The organism is uncultured Dokdonia sp., from assembly GCF_947496725.1.
Taxonomy (GTDB): Bacteria; Bacteroidota; Bacteroidia; order Flavobacteriales; family Flavobacteriaceae; genus Dokdonia.
Window position 1 is genome coordinate 405,585 of sequence record NZ_CANMDS010000002.1, and the last position, 25,306, is coordinate 430,890.

General features: G+C 36.4%; 23 protein-coding genes and 1 tRNA gene. 16 read left to right on the top strand and 8 right to left on the bottom strand.

The features are described from left to right. Positions 1–72: 72 nt before the first annotated feature. Complete coding sequence (locus Q0948_RS05645; RefSeq protein WP_035326195.1) at positions 73–774, top strand: LysE family transporter; 702 nt, start codon at positions 73–75, stop codon at positions 772–774. Positions 775–822: 48 nt separating this feature from the next. On the opposite strand, the gene Q0948_RS05650 is transcribed toward Q0948_RS05645, so the two are convergent. From Q0948_RS05650 to Q0948_RS05660, 3 genes are all read right to left on the bottom strand, one after another. After that, positions 823–893 (bottom strand) — tRNA-Cys (locus tag Q0948_RS05650). A 153-nt stretch (positions 894–1,046) separates the two neighbouring features. Next, positions 1,047–1,403: a dihydroneopterin aldolase gene (folB, locus tag Q0948_RS05655; protein WP_035326199.1), complete on the bottom strand. Its 357-nt coding sequence runs from the start codon at positions 1,401–1,403 to the stop codon at positions 1,047–1,049. 59 nt (positions 1,404–1,462) lie between these two features. Continuing rightward, complete coding sequence (locus tag Q0948_RS05660; protein ID WP_035326201.1) at positions 1,463–1,672, bottom strand: zinc ribbon domain-containing protein; 210 nt, start codon at positions 1,670–1,672, stop codon at positions 1,463–1,465. A gap of 190 nt (positions 1,673–1,862) precedes the next feature. Between Q0948_RS05660 and Q0948_RS05665 the strand changes: the two genes are divergently transcribed. The 4 genes from Q0948_RS05665 (at position 1,863) to Q0948_RS05680 (ending at position 5,141) form a co-directional block, all read left to right on the top strand. Further along, positions 1,863–3,896 (top strand): glutamine--tRNA ligase/YqeY domain fusion protein, encoded by a 2,034-nt coding sequence (locus Q0948_RS05665; RefSeq protein ID WP_298349749.1) that lies wholly within the window; start codon positions 1,863–1,865, stop codon positions 3,894–3,896. A 182-nt stretch (positions 3,897–4,078) separates the two neighbouring features. Next, positions 4,079–4,453 (top strand): YtxH domain-containing protein, encoded by a 375-nt coding sequence (locus Q0948_RS05670; protein WP_298349752.1) that lies wholly within the window; start codon positions 4,079–4,081, stop codon positions 4,451–4,453. Between the two features lie 21 nt (positions 4,454–4,474). Further along, positions 4,475–4,894: a phage holin family protein gene (locus Q0948_RS05675; RefSeq protein ID WP_298349753.1), complete on the top strand. Its 420-nt coding sequence runs from the start codon at positions 4,475–4,477 to the stop codon at positions 4,892–4,894. Continuing rightward, entirely contained in the window at positions 4,881–5,141 is a 261-nt protein-coding gene (locus Q0948_RS05680; RefSeq protein WP_035326205.1) for a DUF6327 family protein, read from the top strand. The genes Q0948_RS05675 and Q0948_RS05680 overlap by 14 nt, the downstream gene beginning before the upstream one ends. Before the next feature lie 67 nt (positions 5,142–5,208). On the opposite strand, the gene Q0948_RS05685 is transcribed toward Q0948_RS05680, so the two are convergent. Next, positions 5,209–6,168, bottom strand: coding sequence for an SPFH domain-containing protein (locus Q0948_RS05685; protein WP_035326207.1), 960 nt, complete (start codon positions 6,166–6,168; stop codon positions 5,209–5,211). A gap of 168 nt (positions 6,169–6,336) precedes the next feature. On the opposite strand from Q0948_RS05685, the gene Q0948_RS05690 reads away from it, so the two are divergent. Then, on the top strand, positions 6,337–7,011 hold the full coding sequence (locus Q0948_RS05690; protein ID WP_298349758.1) for a hypothetical protein: 675 nt from the start codon (positions 6,337–6,339) through the stop codon (positions 7,009–7,011). Positions 7,012–7,067: 56 nt separating this feature from the next. On the opposite strand, the gene gltX is transcribed toward Q0948_RS05690, so the two are convergent. Then, the gene (gene gltX / locus Q0948_RS05695; protein WP_298349760.1) at positions 7,068–8,585 is read right to left on the bottom strand and encodes a glutamate--tRNA ligase; all 1,518 of its coding nucleotides are present in this window, start codon (positions 8,583–8,585) and stop codon (positions 7,068–7,070) included. 173 nt (positions 8,586–8,758) lie between these two features. Between gltX and Q0948_RS05700 the strand changes: the two genes are divergently transcribed. Next, a complete protein-coding gene (locus tag Q0948_RS05700; protein ID WP_298349762.1) occupies positions 8,759–9,721 on the top strand; it encodes a hypothetical protein in 963 nt (320 codons plus the stop codon). 5 nt (positions 9,722–9,726) lie between these two features. Here Q0948_RS05700 and Q0948_RS05705 read toward each other — a convergent pair whose 3' ends face one another. Continuing rightward, the gene (locus Q0948_RS05705) at positions 9,727–10,782 is read right to left on the bottom strand and encodes an alkane 1-monooxygenase (RefSeq protein WP_298349764.1); all 1,056 of its coding nucleotides are present in this window, start codon (positions 10,780–10,782) and stop codon (positions 9,727–9,729) included. A gap of 155 nt (positions 10,783–10,937) precedes the next feature. Here Q0948_RS05705 and Q0948_RS05710 point away from each other — a divergent pair, with 155 nt between their 5' ends. The 5 genes from Q0948_RS05710 to Q0948_RS05730 all read left to right on the top strand — a co-directional run bounded on the left by Q0948_RS05710 (position 10,938) and on the right by Q0948_RS05730 (position 18,616). Continuing rightward, entirely contained in the window at positions 10,938–14,474 is a 3,537-nt protein-coding gene (locus Q0948_RS05710) for a hypothetical protein (protein ID WP_298349766.1), read from the top strand. After that, positions 14,461–14,868 (top strand): rRNA maturation RNase YbeY, encoded by a 408-nt coding sequence (gene ybeY / locus Q0948_RS05715; RefSeq protein WP_298349769.1) that lies wholly within the window; start codon positions 14,461–14,463, stop codon positions 14,866–14,868. The genes Q0948_RS05710 and ybeY overlap by 14 nt, the downstream gene beginning before the upstream one ends. Before the next feature lie 176 nt (positions 14,869–15,044). After that, positions 15,045–16,922 carry a tRNA uridine-5-carboxymethylaminomethyl(34) synthesis enzyme MnmG gene (gene mnmG / locus Q0948_RS05720; RefSeq protein WP_298349771.1) on the top strand — a complete coding sequence of 626 codons (1,878 nt, stop codon included), beginning with the start codon at positions 15,045–15,047 and terminating at the stop codon, positions 16,920–16,922. Positions 16,923–16,959: 37 nt separating this feature from the next. Then, positions 16,960–17,793, top strand: a complete 834-nt coding sequence (locus Q0948_RS05725; RefSeq protein WP_298349773.1) for a class I SAM-dependent methyltransferase — start codon at positions 16,960–16,962, stop codon at positions 17,791–17,793. A 307-nt stretch (positions 17,794–18,100) separates the two neighbouring features. Beyond that, positions 18,101–18,616 carry an OmpH family outer membrane protein gene (locus tag Q0948_RS05730; RefSeq protein WP_298349775.1) on the top strand — a complete coding sequence of 172 codons (516 nt, stop codon included), beginning with the start codon at positions 18,101–18,103 and terminating at the stop codon, positions 18,614–18,616. A gap of 637 nt (positions 18,617–19,253) precedes the next feature. Here the strand turns inward: Q0948_RS05730 and Q0948_RS05735 are convergent. Next, on the bottom strand, positions 19,254–20,405 hold the full coding sequence (locus tag Q0948_RS05735) for a DNA polymerase III subunit delta' (protein ID WP_298350213.1): 1,152 nt from the start codon (positions 20,403–20,405) through the stop codon (positions 19,254–19,256). Positions 20,406–20,479: 74 nt separating this feature from the next. On the opposite strand from Q0948_RS05735, the gene Q0948_RS05740 reads away from it, so the two are divergent. The 4 genes from Q0948_RS05740 to Q0948_RS05755 all read left to right on the top strand — a co-directional run bounded on the left by Q0948_RS05740 (position 20,480) and on the right by Q0948_RS05755 (position 24,947). Next, positions 20,480–21,667, top strand: a complete 1,188-nt coding sequence (locus Q0948_RS05740; protein ID WP_298349777.1) for a phosphoglycerate kinase — start codon at positions 20,480–20,482, stop codon at positions 21,665–21,667. 205 nt (positions 21,668–21,872) lie between these two features. Further along, entirely contained in the window at positions 21,873–23,486 is a 1,614-nt protein-coding gene (locus Q0948_RS05745) for a lytic transglycosylase domain-containing protein (RefSeq protein WP_298349779.1), read from the top strand. Positions 23,487–23,492: 6 nt separating this feature from the next. Then, positions 23,493–23,960, top strand: coding sequence for a hypothetical protein (locus Q0948_RS05750; protein ID WP_298349781.1), 468 nt, complete (start codon positions 23,493–23,495; stop codon positions 23,958–23,960). A gap of 15 nt (positions 23,961–23,975) precedes the next feature. After that, positions 23,976–24,947 carry a DUF4837 family protein gene (locus Q0948_RS05755; RefSeq protein WP_298349783.1) on the top strand — a complete coding sequence of 324 codons (972 nt, stop codon included), beginning with the start codon at positions 23,976–23,978 and terminating at the stop codon, positions 24,945–24,947. Between the two features lie 97 nt (positions 24,948–25,044). Here Q0948_RS05755 and tatA read toward each other — a convergent pair whose 3' ends face one another. After that, positions 25,045–25,233 carry a twin-arginine translocase TatA/TatE family subunit gene (tatA, locus tag Q0948_RS05760; protein ID WP_035326230.1) on the bottom strand — a complete coding sequence of 63 codons (189 nt, stop codon included), beginning with the start codon at positions 25,231–25,233 and terminating at the stop codon, positions 25,045–25,047. Between the last annotated feature and the right edge of the window lie 73 nt (positions 25,234–25,306).

Below are 25,306 nucleotides of genomic sequence, written 5' to 3' on the forward strand. Positions count from 1 at the left end.
TTCATAACCAGTGAGCATCCCTTTTCTTTTGTAAATCCCTTTACCTAACTTTGTGTAAAGCACTATACTTTTATGTTTGAAGATCTACACACGGCCATACCCCTAGGATTTTTCCTAGCGTTCTTAATAGGGCCTGTGTTTTTTGTGTTACTTGAGACAGCCGCTACAAAAGGTTTTAGAGCTGCTCTAAGTTTTGATATAGGTGTTATCATAGCAGACATTATTTTTATAATGGTTGCTTACTTAAGCAGTTATCAACTGCTAGAAAATTTAAGTAACCAGCCAGGTCTCTACGTTTTTGGTGGCGCTATATTGATAGTGTACGGCCTTACTATTTATCTTAAAAAACCTACGCGTGATGCATTAGATCCTAATAGAGCAAAGGTGAAAAAAGGAGGCTACCTACAACTTTTTATAAAAGGATTCTTACTTAATTTTATAAATATAGGGGTGCTAGTTTTCTGGCTAGGTATCTTAATAATTATAGGCCCTACTGTAGAAAATGATGGAGAGCGCCTTCTTGGGTTTTTTATCGGGATGATAGGTGCTTACTTTATTACAGACTTAGGTAAGATTATTCTAGCAAAACAACTTAAAAGATATCTTACTCCACGTAGAATTTTTAAACTAAAAAAGGTTTTAGGCCTTGTTCTTATAGTTTGTGGTCTTGTACTAGTTACTAAGGGTTTTGTACCCTCAGACGAGTTTAATATACAGCAGGAGATGGAGCGTTTTCAAGAAATCCCAGAGATTACGCCAGATAGTATTACCTAGAAAATAATATTGCATAAAAAAAGGAACTCCGTATGAAGTTCCTTTTTGAGGTATCGAGCGGATTCGAACCGCTGTAGATGGTGTTGCAGACCACTGCCTAGCCACTCGGCCACGATACCAGTTGTGCGTGCAAATATAGGAATAGATTTGTGATATAACTTATGAGAATCACTACTTTTTTACATCCTCCTAGTTGCAATTATGCATTATCAAGAAGAGATATAAAAACCTTGTCCTTTTTTTACAGCATTTATATTGTTTAAAATTAGTACTTAACGGGTTTTAGTACGCTCTACTGTAACCATTTCTACATCGCCACCTATAGGAGGATTTACCTTAGATACTGCGACTGTTGCTACTTGTATGAGTGCTTCCTCATTAAAAAATCGTACCAGTATACGCTCGCAAACGGTCTCAAGTAGGGCAGAGGGTATTGCCATTTCTTCCTTAACAATACGGTTAAGTAACACATAATCTACCGTGTGAGATAGCGTGTCTGTTTGAGCACTTTTAGATAAATCTGCCTCAATTTCTACATCTACTCTATAATCAGATCCTATGGCTGTCTCTTCAGAGAGGCAACCGTGATATGCATAGGCACGTATATTTGTTACTCTTATTTTTCCCATATAGCGGTATTGTTTATAAGTAGTCAAAGTTACAATACGTAAAATGTATTACAAGAGTACTATGCTCCAAAGAGATCAAAAATATTACTCAGCGCACTAGTTTTTGCTTTATAGAACTCCGTATATGAGCAGTTTTTGCAAGTAACCGTACTGTATTTTTCGGTTTGCATATTAAGTAATTTAGTAAGAAAGCTACCAGTAGCTCTCATTTGCCCTATGCTATAAGTTGTATTTGCACATTTTGGACAGGTATAGTTGAGTGTTTTCATAAAGGTATTTTGATTACTATATGAGTATGGGTTTACCTTGTTTTGTTACAATATGTAGAAAGTGTTGAGTTATATATATATGATTTATAGAGGTTGTACTACGCTTTCGCGAAAGCGTAAAAAATACCCGTCAAAACACCTGCACAACCCATCGTCAAAATGATTAATTTTACCACAAGAATTATAGGTTATGACAGAAGAACATAAATCATTAAATTTTTTAGAGCAAATCGTCGAAGAAGATCTTAAAGGGTCTTATTCTAAAGAAGATTTACGCTTTAGATTTCCACCAGAGCCTAATGGGTATTTACACATAGGGCACTGTAAGGCTATATGTATAAGTTTTGGACTAGGGGAGAAGTATGGTGCTCCGGTAAACTTACGTTTTGACGATACAAACCCAGCCAAAGAAGAGCAGGAGTATGTAGATGCCATTAAGGAAGATGTCTCGTGGTTAGGATACCAGTGGGATAAAGTATGTTTTTCTAGTGATTACTTCCAGCAATTATACGACTGGACTATCCAGCTCATTAAAGATGGAAAAGCCTATGTAGACTCACAATCTAGTGAGGCAATGGCAGAGCAAAAGGGCACACCTACACAACCTGGTGTACCTGGACCTTATCGTGATCGCACAGTAGAAGAAAACTTAGACCTCTTTGCAAGAATGAAGGCAGGAGAGTTTAAAGAAGGAGAACACATACTACGTGCTAAGATTGATATGGCACACGTAAATATGTTAATGCGTGACCCTATTATCTATAGAGTTTTACATAAAGATCACCACCGTACAGGTAGTGACTGGTGTATCTACCCTATGTATGACTGGACGCACGGAGAGAGCGATTATATAGAGCAAATATCACATAGTTTATGCTCACTTGAATTTAAGCCTCATAGAGAGCTATATGACTGGTTTCTTGACCAAGTTTATACAGGTGAAGATTTACGTCCAAAACAAAGAGAGTTTGCACGACTTAACCTCAACTTTACCATTATGAGTAAGCGCAAGCTTCTTAAACTGGTAGAAGAAGGTGTTGTATCTGGCTGGGATGACCCACGTATGCCTACTATCTCTGGTTTACGTCGTCGTGGGTATACTCCTGCTTCTATACGTAACTTTATAGATGCAGTTGGTGTTGCAAAGCGTGAGAATGTGATAGATGTAGCGCTATTAGAATTTCATATACGTCAAGATTTAAATCGTACTGCACCAAGAGTAATGGCAGTTCTTGATCCTGTAAAGCTGGTGATTACAAATTATCCAGAAGGAAAAGAAGAGTGGCTAGATGCAGAAAATAATCCAGAAGATGAGAGTGCAGGTGAGCGTAAAGTTCCTTTTAGTAAAGAGCTGTACATAGAGCGTGAAGATTTTAAAGAAAATGCTGGTAGTAAATACTTTAGACTTACTACGGGTAAAGAAGTACGTCTCAAAAATGCATATATCATAAAGGGTGAAGAAGTCATAAAAGATGCAGATGGAAACATCACAGAGATACATTGTACCTATGACCCAGAGAGTAGATCTGGAAGCGGTACAGAAGCTTCTAAGCGCAATGTAAAGGGAACACTTCATTGGGTATCTATACAACACGCTATTAAGGCAGAGGTGCGCTTATTTGATAGACTTTTTAGTGATGAAAATCCAGATGGTCACGAAGACAAGGATTTTATGGAATTTATAAATCCTAACAGTTTAACAACCATTACAGGCTACCTTGAGCCTAGTCTCAAAGATGTTGAGGTAGGTGACTTATTTCAGTTTCAGCGCAAGGGATATTTTAATGTAGATAAGGACAGTACCCCATCACATCTTGTTTTTAATAGAACGGTAGGTTTACGTGACTCTTGGGCAAAAATTAAGCCTAAGCAAGCCTCACAAAAAAATCAAAATGCACCAAAACCTCAGCAGCAACAAGCATCTGCATTGAGTACCATAAATAAACTAGGTAAGAAGCTAGCAAATCTTCCAGAGGAGAAGCGTCTTACTACAGTAGCAGATATTCAAAAACTAGCAGCCCAGCTTACAGAAGAAGAGGTAAAAGGATTCTTTAACACTGCGGCAAAAAAGGTAGGAACTCGTCTTGCGGGTATGGAGAGTTTATACGCTTTCGCGAAAGCGCAAAACAAAACCATTAAAGATATAGAAGGTGCAGAAGCATTTGTCGAAAAAGCAAGAGAAGATAAGAATGAGTTGCTGCAAGAAGCGGCTAGTAGATTTTAAGATATGTAGACCATATCTTTAACTAAAATTGGCATAAAAACCCGTTATCTAGATAGATAGCGGGTTTTTTTAACATTTATTGTGAGCTGGTGTTGTGGATATTAACCGGTTATTAACGGAGAATAATGGGCTATCAAAATATCTTTACAAAACAACAATTACTAATCAAAAAAAGCAGAGATATGAGTAAGTCAAGTAATACATTATTAGCATTAGTTCTAGGTGGTGCAATAGGTGCAGCAGCAGGAATTCTTTATGCTCCAGAAAAAGGAACTAAGACTAGAAAAGACCTTTCTAAAAAGGCTAAGAAAGAACAAGAAAAGCTGGTAAAACAACTTAAAGAGACTAGAGAGTCACTTACAGATAATGCACAACAGGCAAAATTATCTTTTGAAGAAAAATTAAATAACACTATCTCAACTGCAAGTCATAAGGCAGATGATGTAATTTCTACACTAGAAACAAAGCTTGCAGAACTGAGACTTCAGAACGCAAAATTGCAAAAGGAAGCAACAGTCGAAAAAGCAAAGGTAAAAACAGAAAAAGCATTATCATAAGCCTACCTAAACCAATCAAATATGGCTTTTGAAAAGTTAACAGATAACCTAAAAGGACTTACAGATAACGGGCAACAGTATGCAAAGGTTACTGCAGAGTACTATAAACTCTCATTGTTTAAAAACGGGATGAGAGGCTTAGTAAGTGCTGCAAATATGGCTTTACGAGCTACTTTTGGTCTACTTGCTCTACTATTTTTATCTATTGGACTTGCTATTGTAATAGGTGATGCATTAGATAGTCCAAGCAAGGGCTATTTTATAGTGGGCGGTATATACTTTCTTATTTTCTTGTTAGTATTCTTATTTGCAGGAAAACCACTTGAGCGTATGTTACTTACAAAGTATAGTAAAATGGCTTTTAGCGATGATAGCTTTAAGGAAACGCCCTCTGCAGGAGCTCCTATGCCTATAAAAAATAAGATAGATGAGAGTATATAATAACTTTGACCAGATAGAACACGATCTTAAAATCCTTAAACTTAAGAGACAAATAAGTGAGGAGGAGGTAAGACTTAATGTAAATGGCGCAAAGACTGGAATGAGCTCTGGCCTATCTCCAGTTTCTTCTATAGGTAATCTTGTAGGCTCACTGGTACAAAAGGCAGTAGTAGCAAAATTACTTAGTGCAATCTTTGGCTACAAGCGCGTTAAGGAAGTAGATAAAAAAGGAGAATATAAAGCGTAGTATCGCATTATTATTTACAAAAAAAAGCCCCAAGATTTCTTGGGGCTTTTTTAATATTAAAAAGATTTTAATCTTCCTGAGAATCTCTATTTTTCTTATTTATGATTCCTTTTGCTTCATTTTCTTTTTTCATTTGCTCACCTATTTGATTTGAAGCTACAAATGAGGTAATCATATCATTAAGCATATTGCTACCCGCCTGTGGTGAGTTAGGCATAAGTATAAGGTTTGAGTTAGTTTGCTCACCCATAGATTGCAACGTATCATAGTGTTGTGTTACAACAATAAGAGCAGATGCCTCCTGAGAGTTAATCCCCACATTATTTAATACATCTACAGACTCCTCAAGACCACGAGCGATCTCTCTACGCTGGTCTGCAATACCTTGTCCTTGTAAACGCTTAGATTCTGCTTCTGCACGTGCTTTTGCTACAATTTTAATACGGTCTGCCTCTGCTTCAAACTCTGCAGCCACTTTCTCGCGTTCTGCTGCATTAATTCTGTTCATAGCTGCCTTTACCTGTAAATCTGGATCAATGTCTGTTACGAGTGTCTTAATGATGTCAAAACCGTAGTTAGACATTGCTTCGTTAAGCTCACGTTTTACTGCAATGGCAATATCATCTTTACGCTCAAAAACGTCATCTAGTTTCATTTTAGGCACTTCTGCACGTACTACGTCAAAAACGTATGAAGTAATTTGATCTCCTGGGTTTTCTAGTTTGTAAAAAGCATCATATACTTGATCTTTTACTACTTGAAATTGTACAGAGATTTTAAGTCTTACAAAAACGTCATCTTTTGTTTTTGTTTCTACCACAACATCTAGTTGTTGAATTTTTAGATTGATGCGCCCCGCAATTTTATCTATTAGAGGGATTTTAAATTGTAATCCAGAATTACGTACCCCTACAAATTTCCCAAAACGCTCGACTACAGCAGCGGTTTGTTGTTTTACCATAAAGAAAGCAGAGATTAATACAAATAGTGTAAACACTATTAGTACAGGAAGAATAACTTGACTCATAATTATTGTTTTTGATGGTTTATTGAACCCTTTACAAAGGTTCTCATAAAGATAAGTAGCTATTATCGAGAAAAAGTAACACTTAAGCTAAAAGTTTCTGAAACGAAATAAACTTGCTCTATATTACAAACTGATTAATCAAAGTCGTTCTAGTCTGAAGCTCAATATATGAGATACATAGTTTTTTTAATATTCTTTGTTATAGGTATGGTTACCGTAACAGCACAGTCTTATTATAGTCCAGGTAACTATAATAGATTAGGGCTGCAGGCAAAACTCTCTGTACTAGATATAGATACCCAAAACTTTAATCTAGCAGGAGAAACGGGATTTCTAGGTGGTCTTACCACAAGGGGTAGATTATACAATGATTTTGGAATTGTTTATGGGATTGATTTTTTAAGTGCTAATATAAATTTACAAAGTCGTCCACTAGGAGAATCGCGTCTAGAAGAAACAAGATATACAGTAATAGGAGCACAGCTTAATCTATTATTTAGTTATAATCTTATAGAAAAACATCTTGCAATAGATTTTGGTCCCGCCTTACTTGTTAATGGTAAAATGAATTTAAGACAGACGGGCCAGAGGGATAATATAGTAGAAGGCTACACAGCATTAAGAGCAGAAGATATTGAAGAAATATCACGTATAAATGGTTTCGGAATTATAGGTATCACCGCTGGTTTTGAGCACGTGAGATTTATTATACAATATCAATATGGATTTACAAATATGTTTAATAATCTTAATGACCGAGATCTATTAGATGTAGATCCTAATGCAAATAATTTTAAAGGATCTCCATCCTTACTAGCTGGAGGTATTGTTCTTTATCTTTAAAGCACAAAAAAAGAGGAAGCTATAAACTCCCTCTTTTTTAGAATATCAAGTAATAATTATCCTAGCGTAGCGATAGCATAATCTATACGTCGCAGTGTTTCTTCTTTACCTATAGTAGTTGCAATATCAAAAACATCTGGTCCCTGCATAGCTCCCACTAGCGAAAGCCTAAAAGGTTGCATTACTTTACCAAATCCTAGTTCACTATCTACTATCCAAGCTTTAAGAGCCGTTTGTGACTCTATAGTTGTAAAGTTATCTACACCATTAAGTATGATTTTTACTTCTTCCATAATAGCGTTAGTACCTTCTTTCCAGGCTTTTTTTGACGCTTTTTCATCAAAGGTAGTAGGAGCTGTAAAGAAGTAGCTACCTAAGGTCCAAAGATCTTCTACAAATACAGCACGCTCTTTTATAAGTGTTACAACCTGTGTAGTATATCCTTCTGTAGTCTCAATACCTTTCTCAGTTAACAATGAAGAGAAAGCTGTTGCAATAGTTGCTACGGGTGTTTCTTGCATATACTGCTGCTGGAACCATTTTGTTTTTTCTGGATCAAATTTGGCTCCGCCTTTATTAACACGTTTTAGGTCAAAGGCAGCAATAAGCTCTTCAAGACTAAATATTTCTTGCTCTGTACCTGGATTCCATCCTAAAAAGGCAAGCATATTTACTACAGCCTCTGCAAAGTATCCATCTTCTCTGTAACCAGAAGAGATCTCATTACTCTTAGGATCCTGCCATTGTAGCGGAAATACTGGAAAACCTAGTTTATCTCCATCACGCTTACTTAACTTTCCTTTACCCACTGGTTTAAGGATAAGCGGTAAGTGTGCAAATTTTGGAGCTGTCCACCCTAATGCTCTGTATAGCAATACGTGTAAAGCAAGAGATGGTAACCACTCCTCACCTCGTATTACGTGAGAGATTTCCATAAGGTGGTCATCTACAATATTTGCTAGGTGATAGGTAGGCATACCATCAGACTTAAATAAAATCTTATCATCTAGTATGTTTGTATCTATCTCCATATCACCACGTATCTCATCTTGAAGTTTTAAAACTTCATCTTGAGGAGATTTAAAGCGTATCACATAGTTATCACCAGCTGCGATGCGTTGTTTAGTTTCTTCTTGAGAGAGTACAAGTGAGTTATCTAGTTTAAGACGGTTATGCCAGTTATATATAAAAGTTTTACCGTTTGCCTCGTGATCTTTTCGGTGAGCATCTAGGCTCTCTGCCGTGTCAAAAGCATAGTAAGCATTACCAGAATCTATAAGCTTCTGTGCATAGGTATGATACATATCCTTGCGCTCGCTTTGTCTATATGGTCCATATCCACCATCTTTAGTAGGTCCCTCATCATAAGAGATACCGCACCAGTCTAGACTCTCACGTATGTAATCTTCGGCACCAGCTACATAGCGATTTTGATCTGTATCTTCTATACGTAAGATAAAAGTACCTCCGTGTTTCTTTGCAAATAAGTAATTAAAAAGCGCCGTGCGCACACCACCGATGTGCAATGGCCCAGTAGGTGAAGGTGCAAATCGCACTCTAACATTTTGAGACATAGTCTTAGATTTTGTGCAAAGATACTTTTAAGAAGAGTAAAATTTTGAGATTTGGGGTTTAAAGTTTTTACGCTTTCGCGAAAGCGTATTTCTTAAAAAATCGTAGCTAATGATTATCGGAATTTACTTTCCCGATAATAGATGTGATTACATTTATTTCAAAATAGAAAATTATGAGACAAATTATTCTTTGTGTAATGCTTGGTTTACTTGTAGGTTGTGAAACAGATGAAAAGGCAATAACAACCGTCTTAGAAGAGGTAGAAAGAGGTGCAATTATACGTACTGTATCTTATAATAATGGTGAAGTATATGTAGGAGATGAAAACTCGATGTTTAGTTTAAATATTGAAGAACAAGATATTCTGGATGGCGATCTTTTAGAATCTTTATTGATTTATGTTTCATTTATTGATCGTACACCAGATAATGGCAGTAATAATATAGAACGTATAGAGCTAGAGACACTACTCGCTTCAGATTTTAATGAAGGTCCCTCTGGTTTACCTGTAAAAACACTAGAATACTCATATGCAGAGCTTCTAGCTGCCACTGGTTTATCTATTGACCAAACAATGTGTAGGGATCAATTTAGATTGGACTTAGAATTAAATCTTACGGATGGAAGAATATTTAGAACCACAAATTCTGCAGGAACCGTGGTAAATAATTCAGGCTTTTTTAAATCACCTTTTACCTATCTTATTAATATCGTATCACCTATACAGGAAGCAGAATTTACTGGGATATATTTTATGGAGCAAATAGAAGAGGGACCTCTAGGCAAAACTTTTCCACTTATTCCTACAATTGTAAGATTGGATAGAGGACATTCAAATAATGTTAGAACAATTACTCTTTTAGATATAGGAACAGATGATTCGCCAGATATTGAGTTTAGTATTGCTTGTGACTATGCAGAAATCACGAGGTATCAGAAGACAAAATTACCTATTTGTTTACACGGTCCTGATCCCACAGATCGTATTTTAATGGGTCCAGATAATCCTCCGGGATTAGTAGACGAAATAGATGATACCGTTTTTGAATTATATATTTTAGAAGGTTTTGAAGGTTATAATACAGAGTGTGACTTAGTTGATTCTCCAGCAAAGTTTAGGTTAACTAAGCAATAGATTTATTATGACTTATGGGATTCAATGCGCTGATCTGATGGGACTCGCTTGTTCATAATCTTAAACCATAAGGGTGGTAATAGCGATAGCACCATACTGGTAGGATATCCATATGGTAGTTGCGGGCTTATGTCGTGATAATCTAGTAATTGATATTTCTTATTTGCACGATAGTGGTGATCACTGTGACGGGTAAGTTCATAGAGCATTATGCGTCCAAAAACGTGGTTACTATTCCACGAGTGTACTTCTCTTACACGCTCGTAACGGCCACTAGGAAGTTTTTTACGTCTCAACCCATAATGTTCTATATAATTAATTGTCTCAAGGAGTAAAAAACCTGCGATTGCTGCAAAAATTACAACCATAAGACCTAAAGAGCCAAAAAACCAATAGGCAACAAACAAATAACTAGCTTGAAAAATGTGATACCAGAAGATATCATTTTTAAAAGATAAAAAAGAGTTATTTGCTCTTTTTAATAGGTCCATTTGTATCCTCCAGGAGTTTGTATACTGCTTGTAAATAGAAGATACCCAAAAAGAATAAAGCGATTGATTATACTTTGCTGTGGCCGGATCTTCTGGAGTGGCAGCTTTAAGATGGTGGCCATAGTTATGCTCTATATAAAAGTGCATATAGAGTGCTGGCATTAGGAGGAGTTTACCTAGAGTTCGCTCAATTTTACTTTTACGATGACCCAGCTCGTGAGCTACGTTTATTCCATTAGAGCCTATTACAATACCGGCAGAAAATATGAGACCTACAAGCTCTGCAAGGCTAGTTTCTTGAGTAGTTACTGTGGACAATGTAAGTAATAATATACCGTACACAATCACAATGTTTAGATACAATAAGAAATCTGTCCAGTGTAATGATTGCTTATCTTCCTTTTCTTGAGAGTCTATATTAACCTCATTTACAGGTAAAATTGATTCAATGATAGGTACAAGAACAAAGGCATAAATTGGGGTTAACCACACCCAGACATCTTGATAAGTAAGACCTATAAAAGCACATAGTGGAGTAGAGTAGGCAGTAAGATATTTGAGATCTTTCATAGGGTAAAAGTGCTGTGTTTAATATATTGTTAGAAAGGACAAAGCAATAATCTTGCATAAAGTGTTGATAGGCAAGATTATTGTATACAAAATAGAACATTCTTAAAACATAATAAAATAGTACTTTAGAGGTTGCTATAAAGAGAATACCTATAATGATGAACAGGTTTGAAAAGATAGAGAGGAAGTTAGAAGGTTTTATTAAGAAGTATTACACAAATGAGTTGCTTAAAGGCGTGATTTTGTTTTTTGCTTTTGGGGTCTTATATTTTTTACTCACCCTCTTAATTGAATATTTCTTTTGGCTCAGTCCTGCAGGTCGTACCGTTTTATTTTGGGTTTTTATTCTTGTAGAAATAGCACTTCTCGCCAAATTCATTTTACTACCACTATCTAGACTTTTTAAACTCTCAAAGGGAATTAACTACAAAGATGCTGCGAGTATAATAGGTAATTATTTTCCAGAGGTAAGTGACAAACTTATAAACACATTACAGTTACACAAAGATGCTGGAGACTCAGAACTTATGCTGGCGAGCATAGCACAAAAAAGTGAAGAGCTAGAGCCGGTACCTTTTAAGCTAGCCATAGATTTCAAGAAAAATAGTAAGTACTTAAAGTATGCTGCCATCCCGATTGTGGTATTTCTTATCGCAAACTATGCAGGTAAGGAAAAGGTATTTTCTTCTAGCTATGAGCGTGTTGTAAACTATAATGAAGCTTATGAGCCACCAGCTCCTTTTTCTTTTTATGTGGTAAATGAAGATTTACAAGCTATAGAGAATAAAGATTTTGAACTTAGAGTACGTACCGTGGGGGATGTAGTTCCAGAGGAGGCAAGTATACGCTTTAACGATGAGGTCTATTTTTTACAACAAACAGCTCCAGGAGAGTATAGTTATGTTTTTGAGCAACCTACAGAAGATGTGACCTTTAGCCTTCAAGGTAATAAGGTGGTTTCTCAACCTTATGATCTTGAGATACTTAGAGTTCCGGTACTACTTGATTTTGAGATGGTTATAGATTATCCTAATCACACTAATAAGCGCACAGAACGTATTAAAAATACTGGAAATGCAATTATTCCAGAAGGCTCAAACGTGAGCTGGGAGTTACGTACAAGACAAACTGATAATGTAGATCTTGTGCTTAAGGATACGATTATTTCTTTCGCTTTAAGCGAAAATAAAAACAACAGCACATCTTACAGCACCTCTAAGCGTATTTATAATAATACGAGCTACGAGGTAAGTACGAGCAATGCAAGATTAAAAAATTATGAAAGCCTTGCCTATAACTTACAAGTTATAAAAGATCAATACCCTCAACTATTACTAGAGGCAAAAAGAGATACAGTAAACGAACAACAAAACTATTTTTACGGTAAAGTAAGTGATGACTATGGATTAACTAAGTTGCAAATCGTGTATTACCCGTCTGAAACTGAAGTAAAGCAGTATAAGACTATTGCTATATCAAACGGTAATGTAGATCAATTTGTTTATGCCTTTCCTGATAATCTTGACTTGCAGGAGGGTGTAAATTATGAGTATTATTTTGAGGTTTTTGATAATGATGCTGTTCATAATTACAAGAGCACAAAGAGTACAATTTTTAGCTACACAAAACTCACAGAGGATGAACTCAAAAACAAACAACTAGAGCAACAACAAAAATCAATTAGTAATCTAGACAAGTCTTTACAAAAGATGAAGGAACGAGAGGAGGAGCTCAAAGAAATCTCTCGTACTCAAAAAGAGAAAAAGGAACTTACCTTTAATGATCAAAAAAAGCTGGACAATTTCTTAAAGCGACAACAGCAGCAAGAAGAAATGATGAAAGACTTTTCTAAACAACTTAAAGAAAATCTGGATGAGTTTCAAAAGGAAGAAGAACAAACAGATGAGGACAAAGAGAAATTAAAGGAACGCCTCGAACGTCAAGAAAAAAAGGCGAAGGAAAATGAAAAACTTCTCAAAGAGTTACAAGAGCTGCGAGAAAAAATGCCAAAAGAAGAGCTCTCAGAAAAACTAGAGGAATTAGAAAAACAGAATAAAAATAATAAGCGCAACCTTGAGCAAATGGTTGAACTTACAAAGAGATATTACGTTCAAAAAAAGGCCGAGCAAATTGCAAATGATTTACAAAAGCTTGCAGAAAAACAAGAGGCATTAAGTAAAAAGGAAGGAGCAGAAAATACCAGTGAGCAACAGCAACAACTTAATGAAGAATTTAAAAATCTAGAAGAAGCGCTTAAGGATCTTGAAAAAGAAAATCAAGAACTTAAAAAGCCAATGGATATTCCGGGGGATGAGCAAAAGCAAGAAGAAATTAAAGAAGAGCAACAAGGGGCTTCACAAGAATTAGAAAATCAAGAACAGCAACAACAACAAAGTGGGCAGCCTCAAGACACATCTGCAGCACAGAAAAAACAAAAAAAGGCAGCAGATAAAATGAAGCAAATGAGCCAGTCTATGCAGTCACAAATGCAAATGTCTGGTGAGGAAGCTTTAGAAGAAGATGCAGAGATGCTTAGGCAGATACTTGATAATCTATTAGTTTTTAGTTTTGAAGAAGAAGTCGTGATGATGAACTTTAGAAGTATGGACGATAAAAATCCTAACTATGCTAAAAAGCTAAGACGCCAGAATGTTTTAAAACAGAATTTTGAGCATATAGATGATAGCTTATATGCATTATCATTACGTCAACCTAAGCTTGATGAGGTAATAAACGAGTCACTAGTAGACATAGATTATAATATGAATAAGGCGTTAGAGCGTCTTGCAGAAAATCAAATTATACAAGGAGTAAGCAGCCAGCAATATGTTATTACTGGAGCAAATGAACTTGCAGATCTTTTGAGCCAATCTCTTGATGATATGCAAAATGCTATGATGTCTAGCAAGGGCTCTGGAAAAGGCAAAGGTGCTGGTGTAGGTTCTGGCGGTGGTGGCGGTGAGCAATTGCCAGACATCATACAAAGTCAGGAAGAGCTCAACAAAAAAATGGGAGAGGGAAAAAAACCTGGTGAAGGTAAAGATGGTAAGGATGGTGAAGGCAAGGAAGGAGGAGAAAAGGCAGGTGGCGATAAACCAGGTGGTGAAGAAGGTGAAGGAAAAGGAGGGGAGCAACCTGGATCTAATGGAGAAGGCGGAAAAGAAGGTGAAGGAAAAGGTGGTAAAGGAGGCAGTAAAGAATCAAGTAATGGAGATAAAGATGGTGAAGGAGAAGGTTCTGGTAATGGCGAAGGTGAAAATAGTGGGGATGAGTATGAGCAAGGATTGCTTTATGAAATTTACAAGGAACAGTCTAAATTACGACAGCAGTTACAAGATGCAATTGAGCGTGAAGGTCTAGGTGATGACGCAAAAAAACTTGTAAAGGATATGCAGAAAGTTGAGGAGCAATTATTAGACAAAGGATTTAGTAATGAGACTATGCAGAATATGACTAAACTTAAGCACGAATTATTGAAGCTCAAGGAAGCCACTTTTCAGCTAGGTCAAGAGGAAAAACGTGAGGCAAATACAAACCTTAAGAGTTTTTCAAATCCCGTAAATAGTGCTTTAGAAAAAGCAAAAAAATATTTTAACACAACAGAGATTCTTAACCGTAACGCACTTCCTCTTAAAGAAGAATATAAGCGTAAGGTGCAAGATTATTTTCAGAAGAGCGATGATAGAATTTAATAGTACAAATGATTTTGAGTTAGTTAATCCAGAACAAATCATTACTTGGTTAGAAGGAGTTATCAGTGCAGAAAAGATGATTGTCGGTGAGCTTAATTACATCTTTTGTGATGACGCTTATTTACATAAAATCAATGTAGACTTTCTTGACCACGATACATTTACAGACATCATCAGTTTTGATTATACTCAGGGCAATGTAGTAAGCGGAGATATGTATATCTCTGTAGAGCGAGTAGAGGAGAATGCTCAAGATTTTAATTGCTCTTTTAGAGACGAATTAAGCCGTGTTATGGTACACGGTATACTTCACTATTGTGGTTATAAAGATAAGAGTACAGAGGAGGCAAAGCTTATGCGTAGTAAGGAGAATACCTATTTAGCATTGCGTTAAGTAGTAATTTTCTTACAACTACTAGTTTCAATAGTTTTGGCTTCTTATAACCTTAACTCTTTAAGTGATTAAAACTATTTATCTTTGCACGATTTTCTGTTAGGGTAATCACGCTTTCGCGAAAGCGTAATATAAAGTGTTCAATAAAGGGCACGTTTAATGTTCCACGTGAAACAATGAGTTTATTTCAAGATACATATGATGTAATTGTAGTTGGTGCAGGCCACGCAGGTTGTGAAGCTGCTGCTGCTGCTGCAAATATGGGAAGTTCTACGCTTCTTGTAACAATGAATCTACAAACCATCGCCCAGATGAGTTGTAACCCAGCTATGGGTGGTATTGCAAAAGGGCAGATTGTAAGAGAGATTGATGCATTAGGAGGATATAGTGGTATTGTGTCAGACAAGACAGCAATACAATTTAAGATGCTCAACAAATCAAAAGGTCCTGCTATGTGGTCACCACGAGTGCAAAGCGATCGAATGCGATTTGCAGAGGAGTGGAGATTGCATTTAGAAGGAACACCTAATCTTGATTTTTATCAAGAGATGGTGAGCGGACTTCTAGTAGAAAATAACAAGGTAGTTGGTGTAACCACTTCTTTAGGTATTAAAGTAAGAGGTAGATCTGTAGTGCTCACAAATGGTACTTTTTTAAATGGACTTATCCATATAGGTGAGAAACAATTTGGAGGAGGTAGAGCGGGTGAAAGAGCAGCTACTGGTATCACAGAACAACTACTGGATTTTGGTTTTGATTCTGGTAGAATGAAGACAGGAACACCACCTCGTGTGGATGGTAGATCATTAGATTTTTCTAAAATGATTATCCAGCCAGGAGATGACGTTCCAGAGAAGTTTAGTTATAGTAAAGAGACAAGCCCGCTTACTAATCAGCGTCCTTGTCATATGAGTTATACTTCGCCAGAGGTACACGATTTATTGCGTGAAGGTTTTGATCGTTCTCCTATGTTTAATGGTAGAATCAAATCTCTCGGACCAAGGTATTGTCCGTCTATAGAAGATAAAATTAACCGCTTTGCAGATAAGGATAGACATCAGTTATTTGTTGAGCCAGAAGGTTGGGATACCTGTGAGATTTACGTAAATGGGTTTTCAACATCTCTTCCAGAAGATGTACAATTTAAAGCTTTGCGTAGTGTAGCTGGTTTTGAAAACGTAAAATTTTTCCGCCCAGGTTATGCGATAGAGTATGATTATTTCCCTCCTACACAGCTTAAGCATACCTTAGAAACGAAGCTTGTGAGTGGGCTATATTTCGCTGGTCAAATTAATGGAACCACGGGATATGAAGAAGCCGCTTCTCAAGGTCTTATGGCGGGTATGAATGCACACTTAAAAGTACACGATCAAGAGCCTTTTACGTTACAACGTGACGAGGCTTATATAGGTGTTCTTATAGATGATCTTATTACAAAAGGTACAGAAGAGCCATATAGAATGTTTACTTCTCGTGCAGAGTATAGAACTTTGTTAAGACAAGATAATGCAGACGAGCGTCTCACTCCACGATCACATAAAGTAGGTCTAGCGTCTGAGGAGCGTCTTGTGACTATGGAAAAAAAGCGCGAGCAATCTGACAATTTAGTTAAGTTTTTTGAGGATACAAGTATACTTCCAGAGGAGGTGAATGAGATATTAGAAGAACGAGGATCTTCTCCTATGCGACAATCTGATAAGATGTTTAAGGTTTTCTCAAGACCTCAAATACATCTAGAGGATATGAAGCAGTTTAAAAAGGTTGCAGCATATATTGACGAGCATAGTCTTGAGCGTGATGTGTTAGAACAAGCAGAAATTAAAGTAAAGTATGCTGGTTATATTGCAAAGGAAAAAGCAAATGCAGATAAGCTTCAACGTCTAGAGAATATCAAAATTCCAGATAATTTTGATTACTCAAAGCTTAAATCATTATCATTTGAAGCTAGAGAAAAGTTATCTAAAATTAGACCTACTACAATTTCTCAAGCATCACGAGTGAGTGGAGTTTCTCCTTCAGATATAAGTGTGATGTTAGTTTATATGGGAAGGTAATTTTAGTTTTCTTTTCGTTCCACGTGAAACAATTTTAATGAAAAAGGATTTTAAAGTTAAAGATCATTCTGTAACAGGAGAAGAATTTGTGCTTACATATGATGAGAAATTACATATGTATTACACGATGCCAAAACCTACTTTGGGAAGTTTACCTTCATATTATGAAAGTGATGATTATATATCTCATACAGATGGTAAACGTTCTTTATTTGAAATTGCTTATCAAACCGTAAAAGGAATTACGCTTTCGCGAAAGCGTAAACTCCTCAACAAATATCATCCATCTCTGGGTCGTATTTTAGATATTGGCGCCGGAACTGGAGATTTTTTAGAACATCTCTCTAAACATAACTGGAATACTTCTGGAATTGAACCTAGCATAAAAGCCAAATCATTAGCTCAAAAAAAAGGACTCAATTTAAAATCTACTATTGAAGAAGTAGGGGAGGAGCAATTTGATGTGATTACAATGTGGCACGTTTTAGAACACGTTTATGATCTACAAGGACAAATAGATTGGCTTAAAACACATCTCACTAAAAATGGAACCGTGTTTATAGCTGTCCCAAATTATGAATCTTATGATGCATTTCATTATAAAGAATTTTGGGCTGCATATGATGTACCTCGTCATTTATATCATTTTTCTGAGCAATCTATAAAAATGTTATTTCAATTAAGTGATTTAAAACTGGTAGAGGTTTTACCTATGAAGTTTGATGCTTTTTACGTGAGCCTACTTTCTGAAAAATATACAACTGGTAAGATGAATTATTTTAAGGCTCTTACTACTGGTCTACGCTCAAACAGGAGAGCAAAAGCAAATGGAGGTTACTCTTCTCAAATTTATGTCTTAAAACACGCTTAAAATTAAAATAAGCCGTTTTAAGAGCGTTTTGTTGATTTGGTCTTGTCTGTGTATGTAATTATTGTAAAAACTAACTTAAGGCACCTTTTAAGAGGTGCTTTTTAATAGGGATTTCTTATTGATAATTATTTTATTGATTGTTTTTTATTATTGTCTCGTTTTTTGACGAATTTATAGCGTGCAATGTTCCACGTGAAATAAAATAAGAGGATTTGAAAATTTATGCATCCATATAACTTGTAGATTTTAAAATGTTAGAATGTTATGGATTCTCAGTATTTTCGCCGCAATTAATTAATAACACACAATGAAAAAAATAGGAGTATTACTAGTTGCAGCAATGATGGCTGTTGCGTGTCAAACAGAGAAGACTGGTTTTGTAGATACTGAAGAGCTACTTACAGAATATGCAGAGCTTAAAGAAGCAAAAGAGCGTTTTACAAAAGAAAACGACGAGATTATGGCAGATCTTGAACTTAAGATCAAAGCTTATCAAATCAAAGAAGATCTTTTTAGAAAAAACGGACCTTCTATGTCTCGTAAGAAGCAAGAGCAACAATACAATGAGTTAGGAGCCGAAGCACAACAGTTACAACAAGAACGCCAGGCAAGAATAGGAAAGCTACAAGTAGAGAGCCAAGAGGTAATAGACTCTCTTATTACTAAGGTTAAAACTAAAGTTAAGGATTACGGTAAGGCAAATGGATACTCATACATTTATGGGTCTAATGATGCTGGAAGTGTTCTTTTTGGGAAAGAAGAATTAGATCTTACAAAGACTATTCTTAAAGAAATGAATGACAATTACACCACAAAGGAGTAAATAAAGTCTATTTAGTATACTTAAAGCGGTGAGAAATCACCGCTTTTTTTATGCTCAAAAATTATTAATAATAGATTATCACATTCGTTTCAGTCTAAATTACTGCGTGAGTAAAATTGAATATCAGTATTTCTCTTTAAGATTGTGGCATTAGAGACATAATATTTTACTTGTAAAATATGAAGAAGTAGGCTTCAGATATTAATTTATTAGGGATTTTTTTAGAAATATTATAAGCTAATTTTTCAGGTGTTTAATTGAATTTAGACCTCAATGTAAGCTATGAATTATCTTAAATTATTGATTGTTTTGTAACCTATTTTAAATCATAATTAGAGTGTATAATACTCGTTATTTTATGAAGCATTATCACTGTAATATAATCTACTTTTAACTAACAAAATTGATCCTTAATGAGAGTGTGTTTTGTGTGTAAATATATCTGAGGGCTAGTCATATTTTTAGCTTGTGAATGTTGTTATGCTATGTTCAATTTAGTTGAACCGGTGTGATGGAGTATACCAGGCTATGCCTTTTTAAGTATCGTGGTGAGTAATCGCCCAAAATGGAATTAATTTCCAAAGAATTTAGACTAAATATTATTTTAGTTTCATCTAAAAATATGTAATAAATTGATTTATTGACTCTTGCGATGTAGTAATCTAGTGAGTTTAATAGAGAGATCTGTAAGGATAATCTTTGCATTACCGTTGCGCTCTATGTGATATTCGGCGTCTTGTATGGCTTCTACAATAGGAAGTATATTGTTATTATGCACAAATGGAGCAAACTTAGAAAGATCAAATCCCGTCTCTGGTTCCATAAAAACAAGGTCATTTGCGTTGTAGTTTTTAAGCAAAGCCTGGCGGAAAAACTGGACACAATATTCAAGGAAATTTTTCTGTGTCTCACGACCAGATTTTGCTATCTCCTCGCTCCAAGATATAAGGCCTAAAACAGCTTCTTTTTTACCCTTTGCTTGGAAGGCTGTGCGTACCCAAGTAACAAACCATTTTTCAAATTGTATATCATCTCCATCGTGATGTAAAAGATGCAATGCTTGTTGATAATCACCTTGTGCTTGATGTGCAATTTTATTTGCTTCGGCTTCTGGTGTATTGTGTTTTGTAATTAGTGCCTGTGCAATTTGAGGTTCACTTAGTTTCGGAAACGTGAGAACTTGACATCTTGACTTTATAGTGTCTATGATACTGTCTTCATTTTCGGCAATGAGGATAAATAAGGTTTGGGCAGGTGGCTCTTCAAGAAGCTTGAGTAATTTATTTGAAGCGGCGGTGTTCATTTTATCTACAGACCAAATGATCATTACCTTATACCCACCTTCATAAGCTTTAAGTGCAAGGGACTTATTAATATCTGCAGCTTCATTTACACCTATTTGACCTTGCTTTTTTTCAATACCTAGGTGCTGATGCCATTCAAAAAGGTCTCCATACGGGTTCTCTTTTATAAAAGAGCGCCACTGTTTCATAAAATGACTAGATACGGGATGGCTTTTTACTTCTGGTGTAGTAGCAACTGGAAAGGCAAAATGTAAATCTGGATGAGATAAATTTTCAAATTTTAGATTGCAATCTGGCGCGCCAGAGTTGTTTTCGCCTTGAGCGTTATTACATAAAATATATTGGGCATAAGCAATGGCCATAGGTAAGACACCTGTGCCAGCAAGGCCTACAAATAGTTGAGCGTGAGCAATACGACCTGCATCTACACTTGTAGTGAGGTGATTTTTAATAAAATCTTGCCCTATAACGTTTGAGAACAGCATAGCGCCAAATATAAAGGAATCACCGCATTTATTATCCTCTGTATCCATTATATTTGCTAGTAAAACCAACGGATATGATCACAGTAGACGACTTTAATTTTGAGAATAAGAAAGCACTTATACGTGTAGATTTTAATGTACCTCTTGATGAGGAAGGTAATATCACAGATACTACCAGAATAGAGGCTGCAAAACCTACTATTTTAAAAATTCTTGAGGATGGCGGTTCGGCTATTTTAATGTCGCACTTGGGACGCCCTAAAAATGAAGAAGAGGAGTTCTCACTATCTCAAATATGTAGTACTGTCTCTGAGATTATAGGGGTAGAGGTAAACTTTGTAGATAATTGTGTGGGTGATAAAGTAACGCAGGCAGCTCAAGACCTTGAGATGGGTAAGATTTTACTATTAGAAAATCTACGCTATCACAGTGAGGAAACTGCAGGTGATGAAGAGTTTGCAAAGCAATTAAGCACTCTAGGAGATATTTATGTAAATGACGCCTTTGGTACTGCGCACCGTGCACACGCATCTACAACAGTAGTTGCTCAATTTTTTCCAGATGCAAAGTGTTATGGATATTTACTAGCAAAAGAAATAGAGAGTCTTGATCGCGTGCTTAACAATAGCGAGAAGCCAGTACTTGCTATACTAGGAGGATCTAAGGTATCTTCAAAAATTACCGTAATCGAAAACATACTTGATAAAGTAGATGAGATGATTATAGGTGGTGGTATGGCATTTACGTTTATTAAGGCACAGGGTGGCCAGATAGGAAACTCTATTTGTGAGGATGATAAAATGGATCTTGCGCTTGACATACTTAAACAAGCAAAAGAAAAAGGTGTACAGATACATATACCTGTAGATGTTATTGCTGCAGATGATTTTGCAAACGATGCAAATACAAAAGTGAGTGACATCACAGCTATAGAAGATGGATGGCAAGGATTAGATGCGGGACCCGCTTCTCGCGAAAATTTTGATGCCGTAGTAAAAAGAGCAAAAACCATACTTTGGAACGGACCTCTAGGCGTTTTTGAGATGGAAACTTTTGCAGGAGGTACTATTGCACTAGGCCATAGTATTGCAGAGTCTACTCAAAACGGAGCGTTCTCACTTGTAGGTGGTGGTGATAGTGTTGCTGCTGTAAAGCAATTTGGTTTTGATTCAAAAGTAAGTTATGTCTCTACCGGAGGAGGAGCAATGCTAGAAATGCTAGAAGGTAAAACACTACCAGGTATAGCAGCGATTAAAGCATAATGACGATACATAAATTTTTAAAAGCCACCCTAAGCGGTGGCTTTTTTAATGACTTATAGTGAGTAATTGCTATAATATGCACAAGTGAATTCTTTAATAAATATTCCTTGTTCTCATAATATATTTCCTTAAACCGTTAAGGTCTTCCCTTATTTTTAAAACCATACGATTTTCTCGTATCTTTCGTTTCTTGACTATGACCCAAATGAACATAAAAAATAATCTTTTCTTGCTTTGCTCTCTAGCGCTAGGTGCACTATCGTTACAAGCACAAGACACATTATCATACGAGGCTTACAAGCGCAAGCAACCGGCTAGTAATCAAGTAAAGACTCAGGTATTGCAACCGGATACCATTACTATAATAAATGAGGTGAAGGCAAATGTAGTATCTCAAGACCTACCTCAAACAGTTATTGCTACTCAGGTAAAAGATTCAATAACATTTAGGCTAGAAGATGAACCACAGGCAGCACTCATAGATATGCGCTGGCGTCAAGAACTTGCCAGAATGGATCTTTATGACTCTATAAATGCTATAAGAAACAGCCAGACCTACCTACCAGAGGTAAGGCTTGAGTTACCCACAGATACCTTAAAAAAGCGACTCGCAGCTATAAATGCGCGCACACCCTTTAACGTCGAGTATAATCCCTCACTAGAGAGCGTGATAAACCGTTATTTAAAACGCCATAAACCTACTATGGAGAAGTTAATGGCTGTGAGCCAGTTTTACTTCCCTATGTTTGAAGAACGACTAGACAGGTATGACATTCCTCTTGAGATGAAATATCTCGCTATTGTAGAGAGTGCATTAAGACCTAGAGCAAAATCTAGAGTTGGAGCAACAGGACTCTGGCAATTTATGTTTGCAACTGGTAAAATGTTTGATCTAGAGGTAAACAGTTATGTAGATGACCGTATGGATCCTATCGCTGCAACAGAGGCGGCTTGTGCCTACTTATCGCAACTATATAATATACACGGCGACTGGGACCTTGCCCTAGCATCTTACAACTCTGGCCCTGGTAATGTTTCTAAAGCCATAAGACGCTCTGGAGGTTATAAAAATTACTGGAATATACGTCAGAATTTACCTAGAGAAACCGCAGGATACGTACCAGCATTTCTAGCAACAATGTACCTTTTTGAATATGCAGATGAGCACGGCTACACTCCAGAAAAAGCACCTGTAAATTACTTTGCGACAGACACGATACACGTGAAACAAACTATTGCGCTAGACCAAGTATCTAGCATTGTGGGCGTACCTCTTGAGATTGTACAGTTCTTAAACCCGCAATACAAGTTGGACATCATTCCTGTGATAGAAAATAAGAAGTATTATGTGAGACTACCTATAGAGAGCGTAGGTAAGTTTGTACAAAATGAGGCAGCTATTTACGCTTTCGCCAAAGCGGAATTAGACAAAAGAGAAAAGCCTTTACCAGAGGTACTAGCGGCGAGCTCGCAAGTAAGATACCGCGTGCGTAGTGGTGATTACCTAGGTAAAATTGCAAATAAATATGGCGTGCGTGTAAGCCAGATCAAAAAGTGGAACAACCTGCGATCTAACGCACTTAAAATAGGGCAGCGACTCACAATATACCCTAGAAAACCAGTGACTAATAATGCTGTTGCGAGCAAGAAGAAAAGTGTCTCTCTTAAAGGGAAAAAGACCTATACCGTTCAAAATGGAGATTCCCTCTGGAAGATTGCAAATAAATTTCCAGGAGTAAGTGTTGAGAATATTAAAGTTTGGAACGATATTAGTAGCTCTAAACTCAAACCAGGAATGAAATTGCGTGTGTCAAAATAACTAGTTATGAAAACTCTTCTGTACGTCTTATGTTTTTGTATTGTGAGTGTGAGTATCGCTCAAGAGACTATACTTGAACCTGTAGATGTAGAGAACATTTCAAAAAAAGATCCGGTATACGAGTATCTATTACAACACTATAAACCTATTTCTGATAAAGAACCCATCCCGTCAGACGGTGTGGTAGATTGTGGTTTTACACAAATATTTGAAAACGGGTTGAGCTATGAGAAGCGCAACTGTGCAGATGCATACCTTGCTAGTGGTGAAGTGCTTACCGTTACAAATCCAGACAGAACATCAATAGTAAAATGGGTTGAGTCTCTCAATGCTATTTTTACAGAGCATAAAGGACACAACGGCTGGAATTTTGATCAGTCAGAATACAGGCCACTGTCTAATGTACCAGGCGCATTTTTTGAAATTTATAGATATAAAAACAGTACCAGCATCTTAGTAATGTCAGGATGTTAGAAAAAATTAAATAAAATGATTAAAAAAGTATTTTTAAGCTTAGTAACAGCAACTATTCTATTTTCTTGTTCTAATGGAGACGGTAAGAGAATCTTAACAGAGTCTGTAGGTAACATAAATAACGTAAAAGTAGTACTTACTAAAGATCAATGGCAGGGCACTATAGGAGACGCGCTAAGAGACGTTCTTGCAGATCCGGTATATGGATTACCTAGAGAAGAACCTAAGTTCTCTATAGACCAGATACCGCCAGAAGCTTTTGGTGACTTTTTACTTAAGAATAGAATCTTTGTACAGATTAAACCGGCAGACAGCGCGACTGTAACTATTGTAAATGATAAGTATGCGCGCCCACAAACAGGTATTATTATTACAGGTAAGAGCGAGACACAAATTGCAAACCTTATCATAGATAATGAAGAGAAGATTGTAACAGCGCTTAAAAATCAAGAACTGGTAGCAAACCAGCGCCGTATTAAAAAAGCACTTAAGAGTACAGACTCTTTGCGCAAGACCTTTGGTGTACGATTCAATTTTCCAAATGCATATCGTTATGCAGAGCAAAAGCCAGATATCTTCTGGATACGTAAGGATTTAAAACGTAGCGGTAATATGAACATAACGGTATACGAAGTACCCCTTCAAGCCATAGATAAGGATACACTTACCATAAAAAACATCATACGTATGCGTGACTCTATAGGTGGTAAAAAAATACCTGTAGATGATGGCCGTTTTATAACAGAGAGAGCCTTCTCGCCATACTTACAAGAGACAGAGATAGATGGCAAGTTTGCTTACGAGACTAAAGGAACGTGGGAGGTAGATGGTCGTTATATGGCTGGGCCCTTTGTAAATTATGCAATACGTGATGAAGAAAACGGGCGATACCTCATACTAGAAGGTTTTATATTCTCACCTTCGCAAGACCAGCGTGATAATATGTTTGAGCTAGAGAGTATATTAAAAACGGCTAAGTTGAAGTAGGTTTTTAATCACGCTTTCGCGAAAGAAAAGTGATACACACAAAAAACCGCATAACTCAAGGAGCTATGCGGTTTTTTGTATAGTATAAAACTAGATTTTATTTTTTCTCTTCTATAAGATCGTCATCTTCATCTTTTGATGCCTTCTTAAATTCTTTAATACCGCCTCCTAAGCCGCGCATCATTTCAGGGATTTTTTTACCTCCAAAAAGTAGTAAAACCACTAATACAATAAGTCCTATTTGCCAAGGGCCTACCATTCCTAAAAGTATACTTAATGTGTTCATCATCTTCTGTTTTAGAAAAACAAAGATAGTAAGAAAACAAACATATGAACGTTAAAGTCATAAAAAGGACATA

Bases quoted from the DNA above. Each gene is read 5' to 3' on its own strand.
- mnmG (WP_298349771.1), top strand. From the start codon at position 15,045: ATGAGTTTATTTCAAGATACATATGATGTAATTGTAGTTGGTGCAGGC.
- Q0948_RS05645 (WP_035326195.1), top strand. From the start codon at position 73: ATGTTTGAAGATCTACACACGGCCATACCCCTAGGATTTTTCCTAGCG.
- Q0948_RS05755 (WP_298349783.1), top strand. From the start codon at position 23,976: ATGATTAAAAAAGTATTTTTAAGCTTAGTAACAGCAACTATTCTATTT.
- Q0948_RS05740 (WP_298349777.1), top strand. From the start codon at position 20,480: ATGATCACAGTAGACGACTTTAATTTTGAGAATAAGAAAGCACTTATA.
- Q0948_RS05670 (WP_298349752.1), top strand. From the start codon at position 4,079: ATGAGTAAGTCAAGTAATACATTATTAGCATTAGTTCTAGGTGGTGCA.
- Q0948_RS05665 (WP_298349749.1), top strand. From the start codon at position 1,863: ATGACAGAAGAACATAAATCATTAAATTTTTTAGAGCAAATCGTCGAA.
- Q0948_RS05750 (WP_298349781.1), top strand. From the start codon at position 23,493: ATGAAAACTCTTCTGTACGTCTTATGTTTTTGTATTGTGAGTGTGAGT.
- ybeY (WP_298349769.1), top strand. From the start codon at position 14,461: ATGATAGAATTTAATAGTACAAATGATTTTGAGTTAGTTAATCCAGAA.
- Q0948_RS05705 (WP_298349764.1), bottom strand. From the start codon at position 10,782: ATGAAAGATCTCAAATATCTTACTGCCTACTCTACTCCACTATGTGCT.
- Q0948_RS05700 (WP_298349762.1), top strand. From the start codon at position 8,759: ATGAGACAAATTATTCTTTGTGTAATGCTTGGTTTACTTGTAGGTTGT.
- Q0948_RS05730 (WP_298349775.1), top strand. From the start codon at position 18,101: ATGAAAAAAATAGGAGTATTACTAGTTGCAGCAATGATGGCTGTTGCG.
- Q0948_RS05690 (WP_298349758.1), top strand. From the start codon at position 6,337: ATGAGATACATAGTTTTTTTAATATTCTTTGTTATAGGTATGGTTACC.
- Q0948_RS05745 (WP_298349779.1), top strand. From the start codon at position 21,873: ATGAACATAAAAAATAATCTTTTCTTGCTTTGCTCTCTAGCGCTAGGT.
- Q0948_RS05660 (WP_035326201.1), bottom strand. From the start codon at position 1,672: ATGAAAACACTCAACTATACCTGTCCAAAATGTGCAAATACAACTTAT.
- Q0948_RS05735 (WP_298350213.1), bottom strand. From the start codon at position 20,405: ATGCTGTTCTCAAACGTTATAGGGCAAGATTTTATTAAAAATCACCTC.
- Q0948_RS05680 (WP_035326205.1), top strand. From the start codon at position 4,881: ATGAGAGTATATAATAACTTTGACCAGATAGAACACGATCTTAAAATC.
- Q0948_RS05685 (WP_035326207.1), bottom strand. From the start codon at position 6,168: ATGAGTCAAGTTATTCTTCCTGTACTAATAGTGTTTACACTATTTGTA.
- Q0948_RS05725 (WP_298349773.1), top strand. From the start codon at position 16,960: ATGAAAAAGGATTTTAAAGTTAAAGATCATTCTGTAACAGGAGAAGAA.
- Q0948_RS05675 (WP_298349753.1), top strand. From the start codon at position 4,475: ATGGCTTTTGAAAAGTTAACAGATAACCTAAAAGGACTTACAGATAAC.
- folB (WP_035326199.1), bottom strand. From the start codon at position 1,403: ATGGGAAAAATAAGAGTAACAAATATACGTGCCTATGCATATCACGGT.
- tatA (WP_035326230.1), bottom strand. From the start codon at position 25,233: ATGAACACATTAAGTATACTTTTAGGAATGGTAGGCCCTTGGCAAATA.
- Q0948_RS05710 (WP_298349766.1), top strand. From the start codon at position 10,938: ATGATGAACAGGTTTGAAAAGATAGAGAGGAAGTTAGAAGGTTTTATT.
- gltX (WP_298349760.1), bottom strand. From the start codon at position 8,585: ATGTCTCAAAATGTTAGAGTGCGATTTGCACCTTCACCTACTGGGCCA.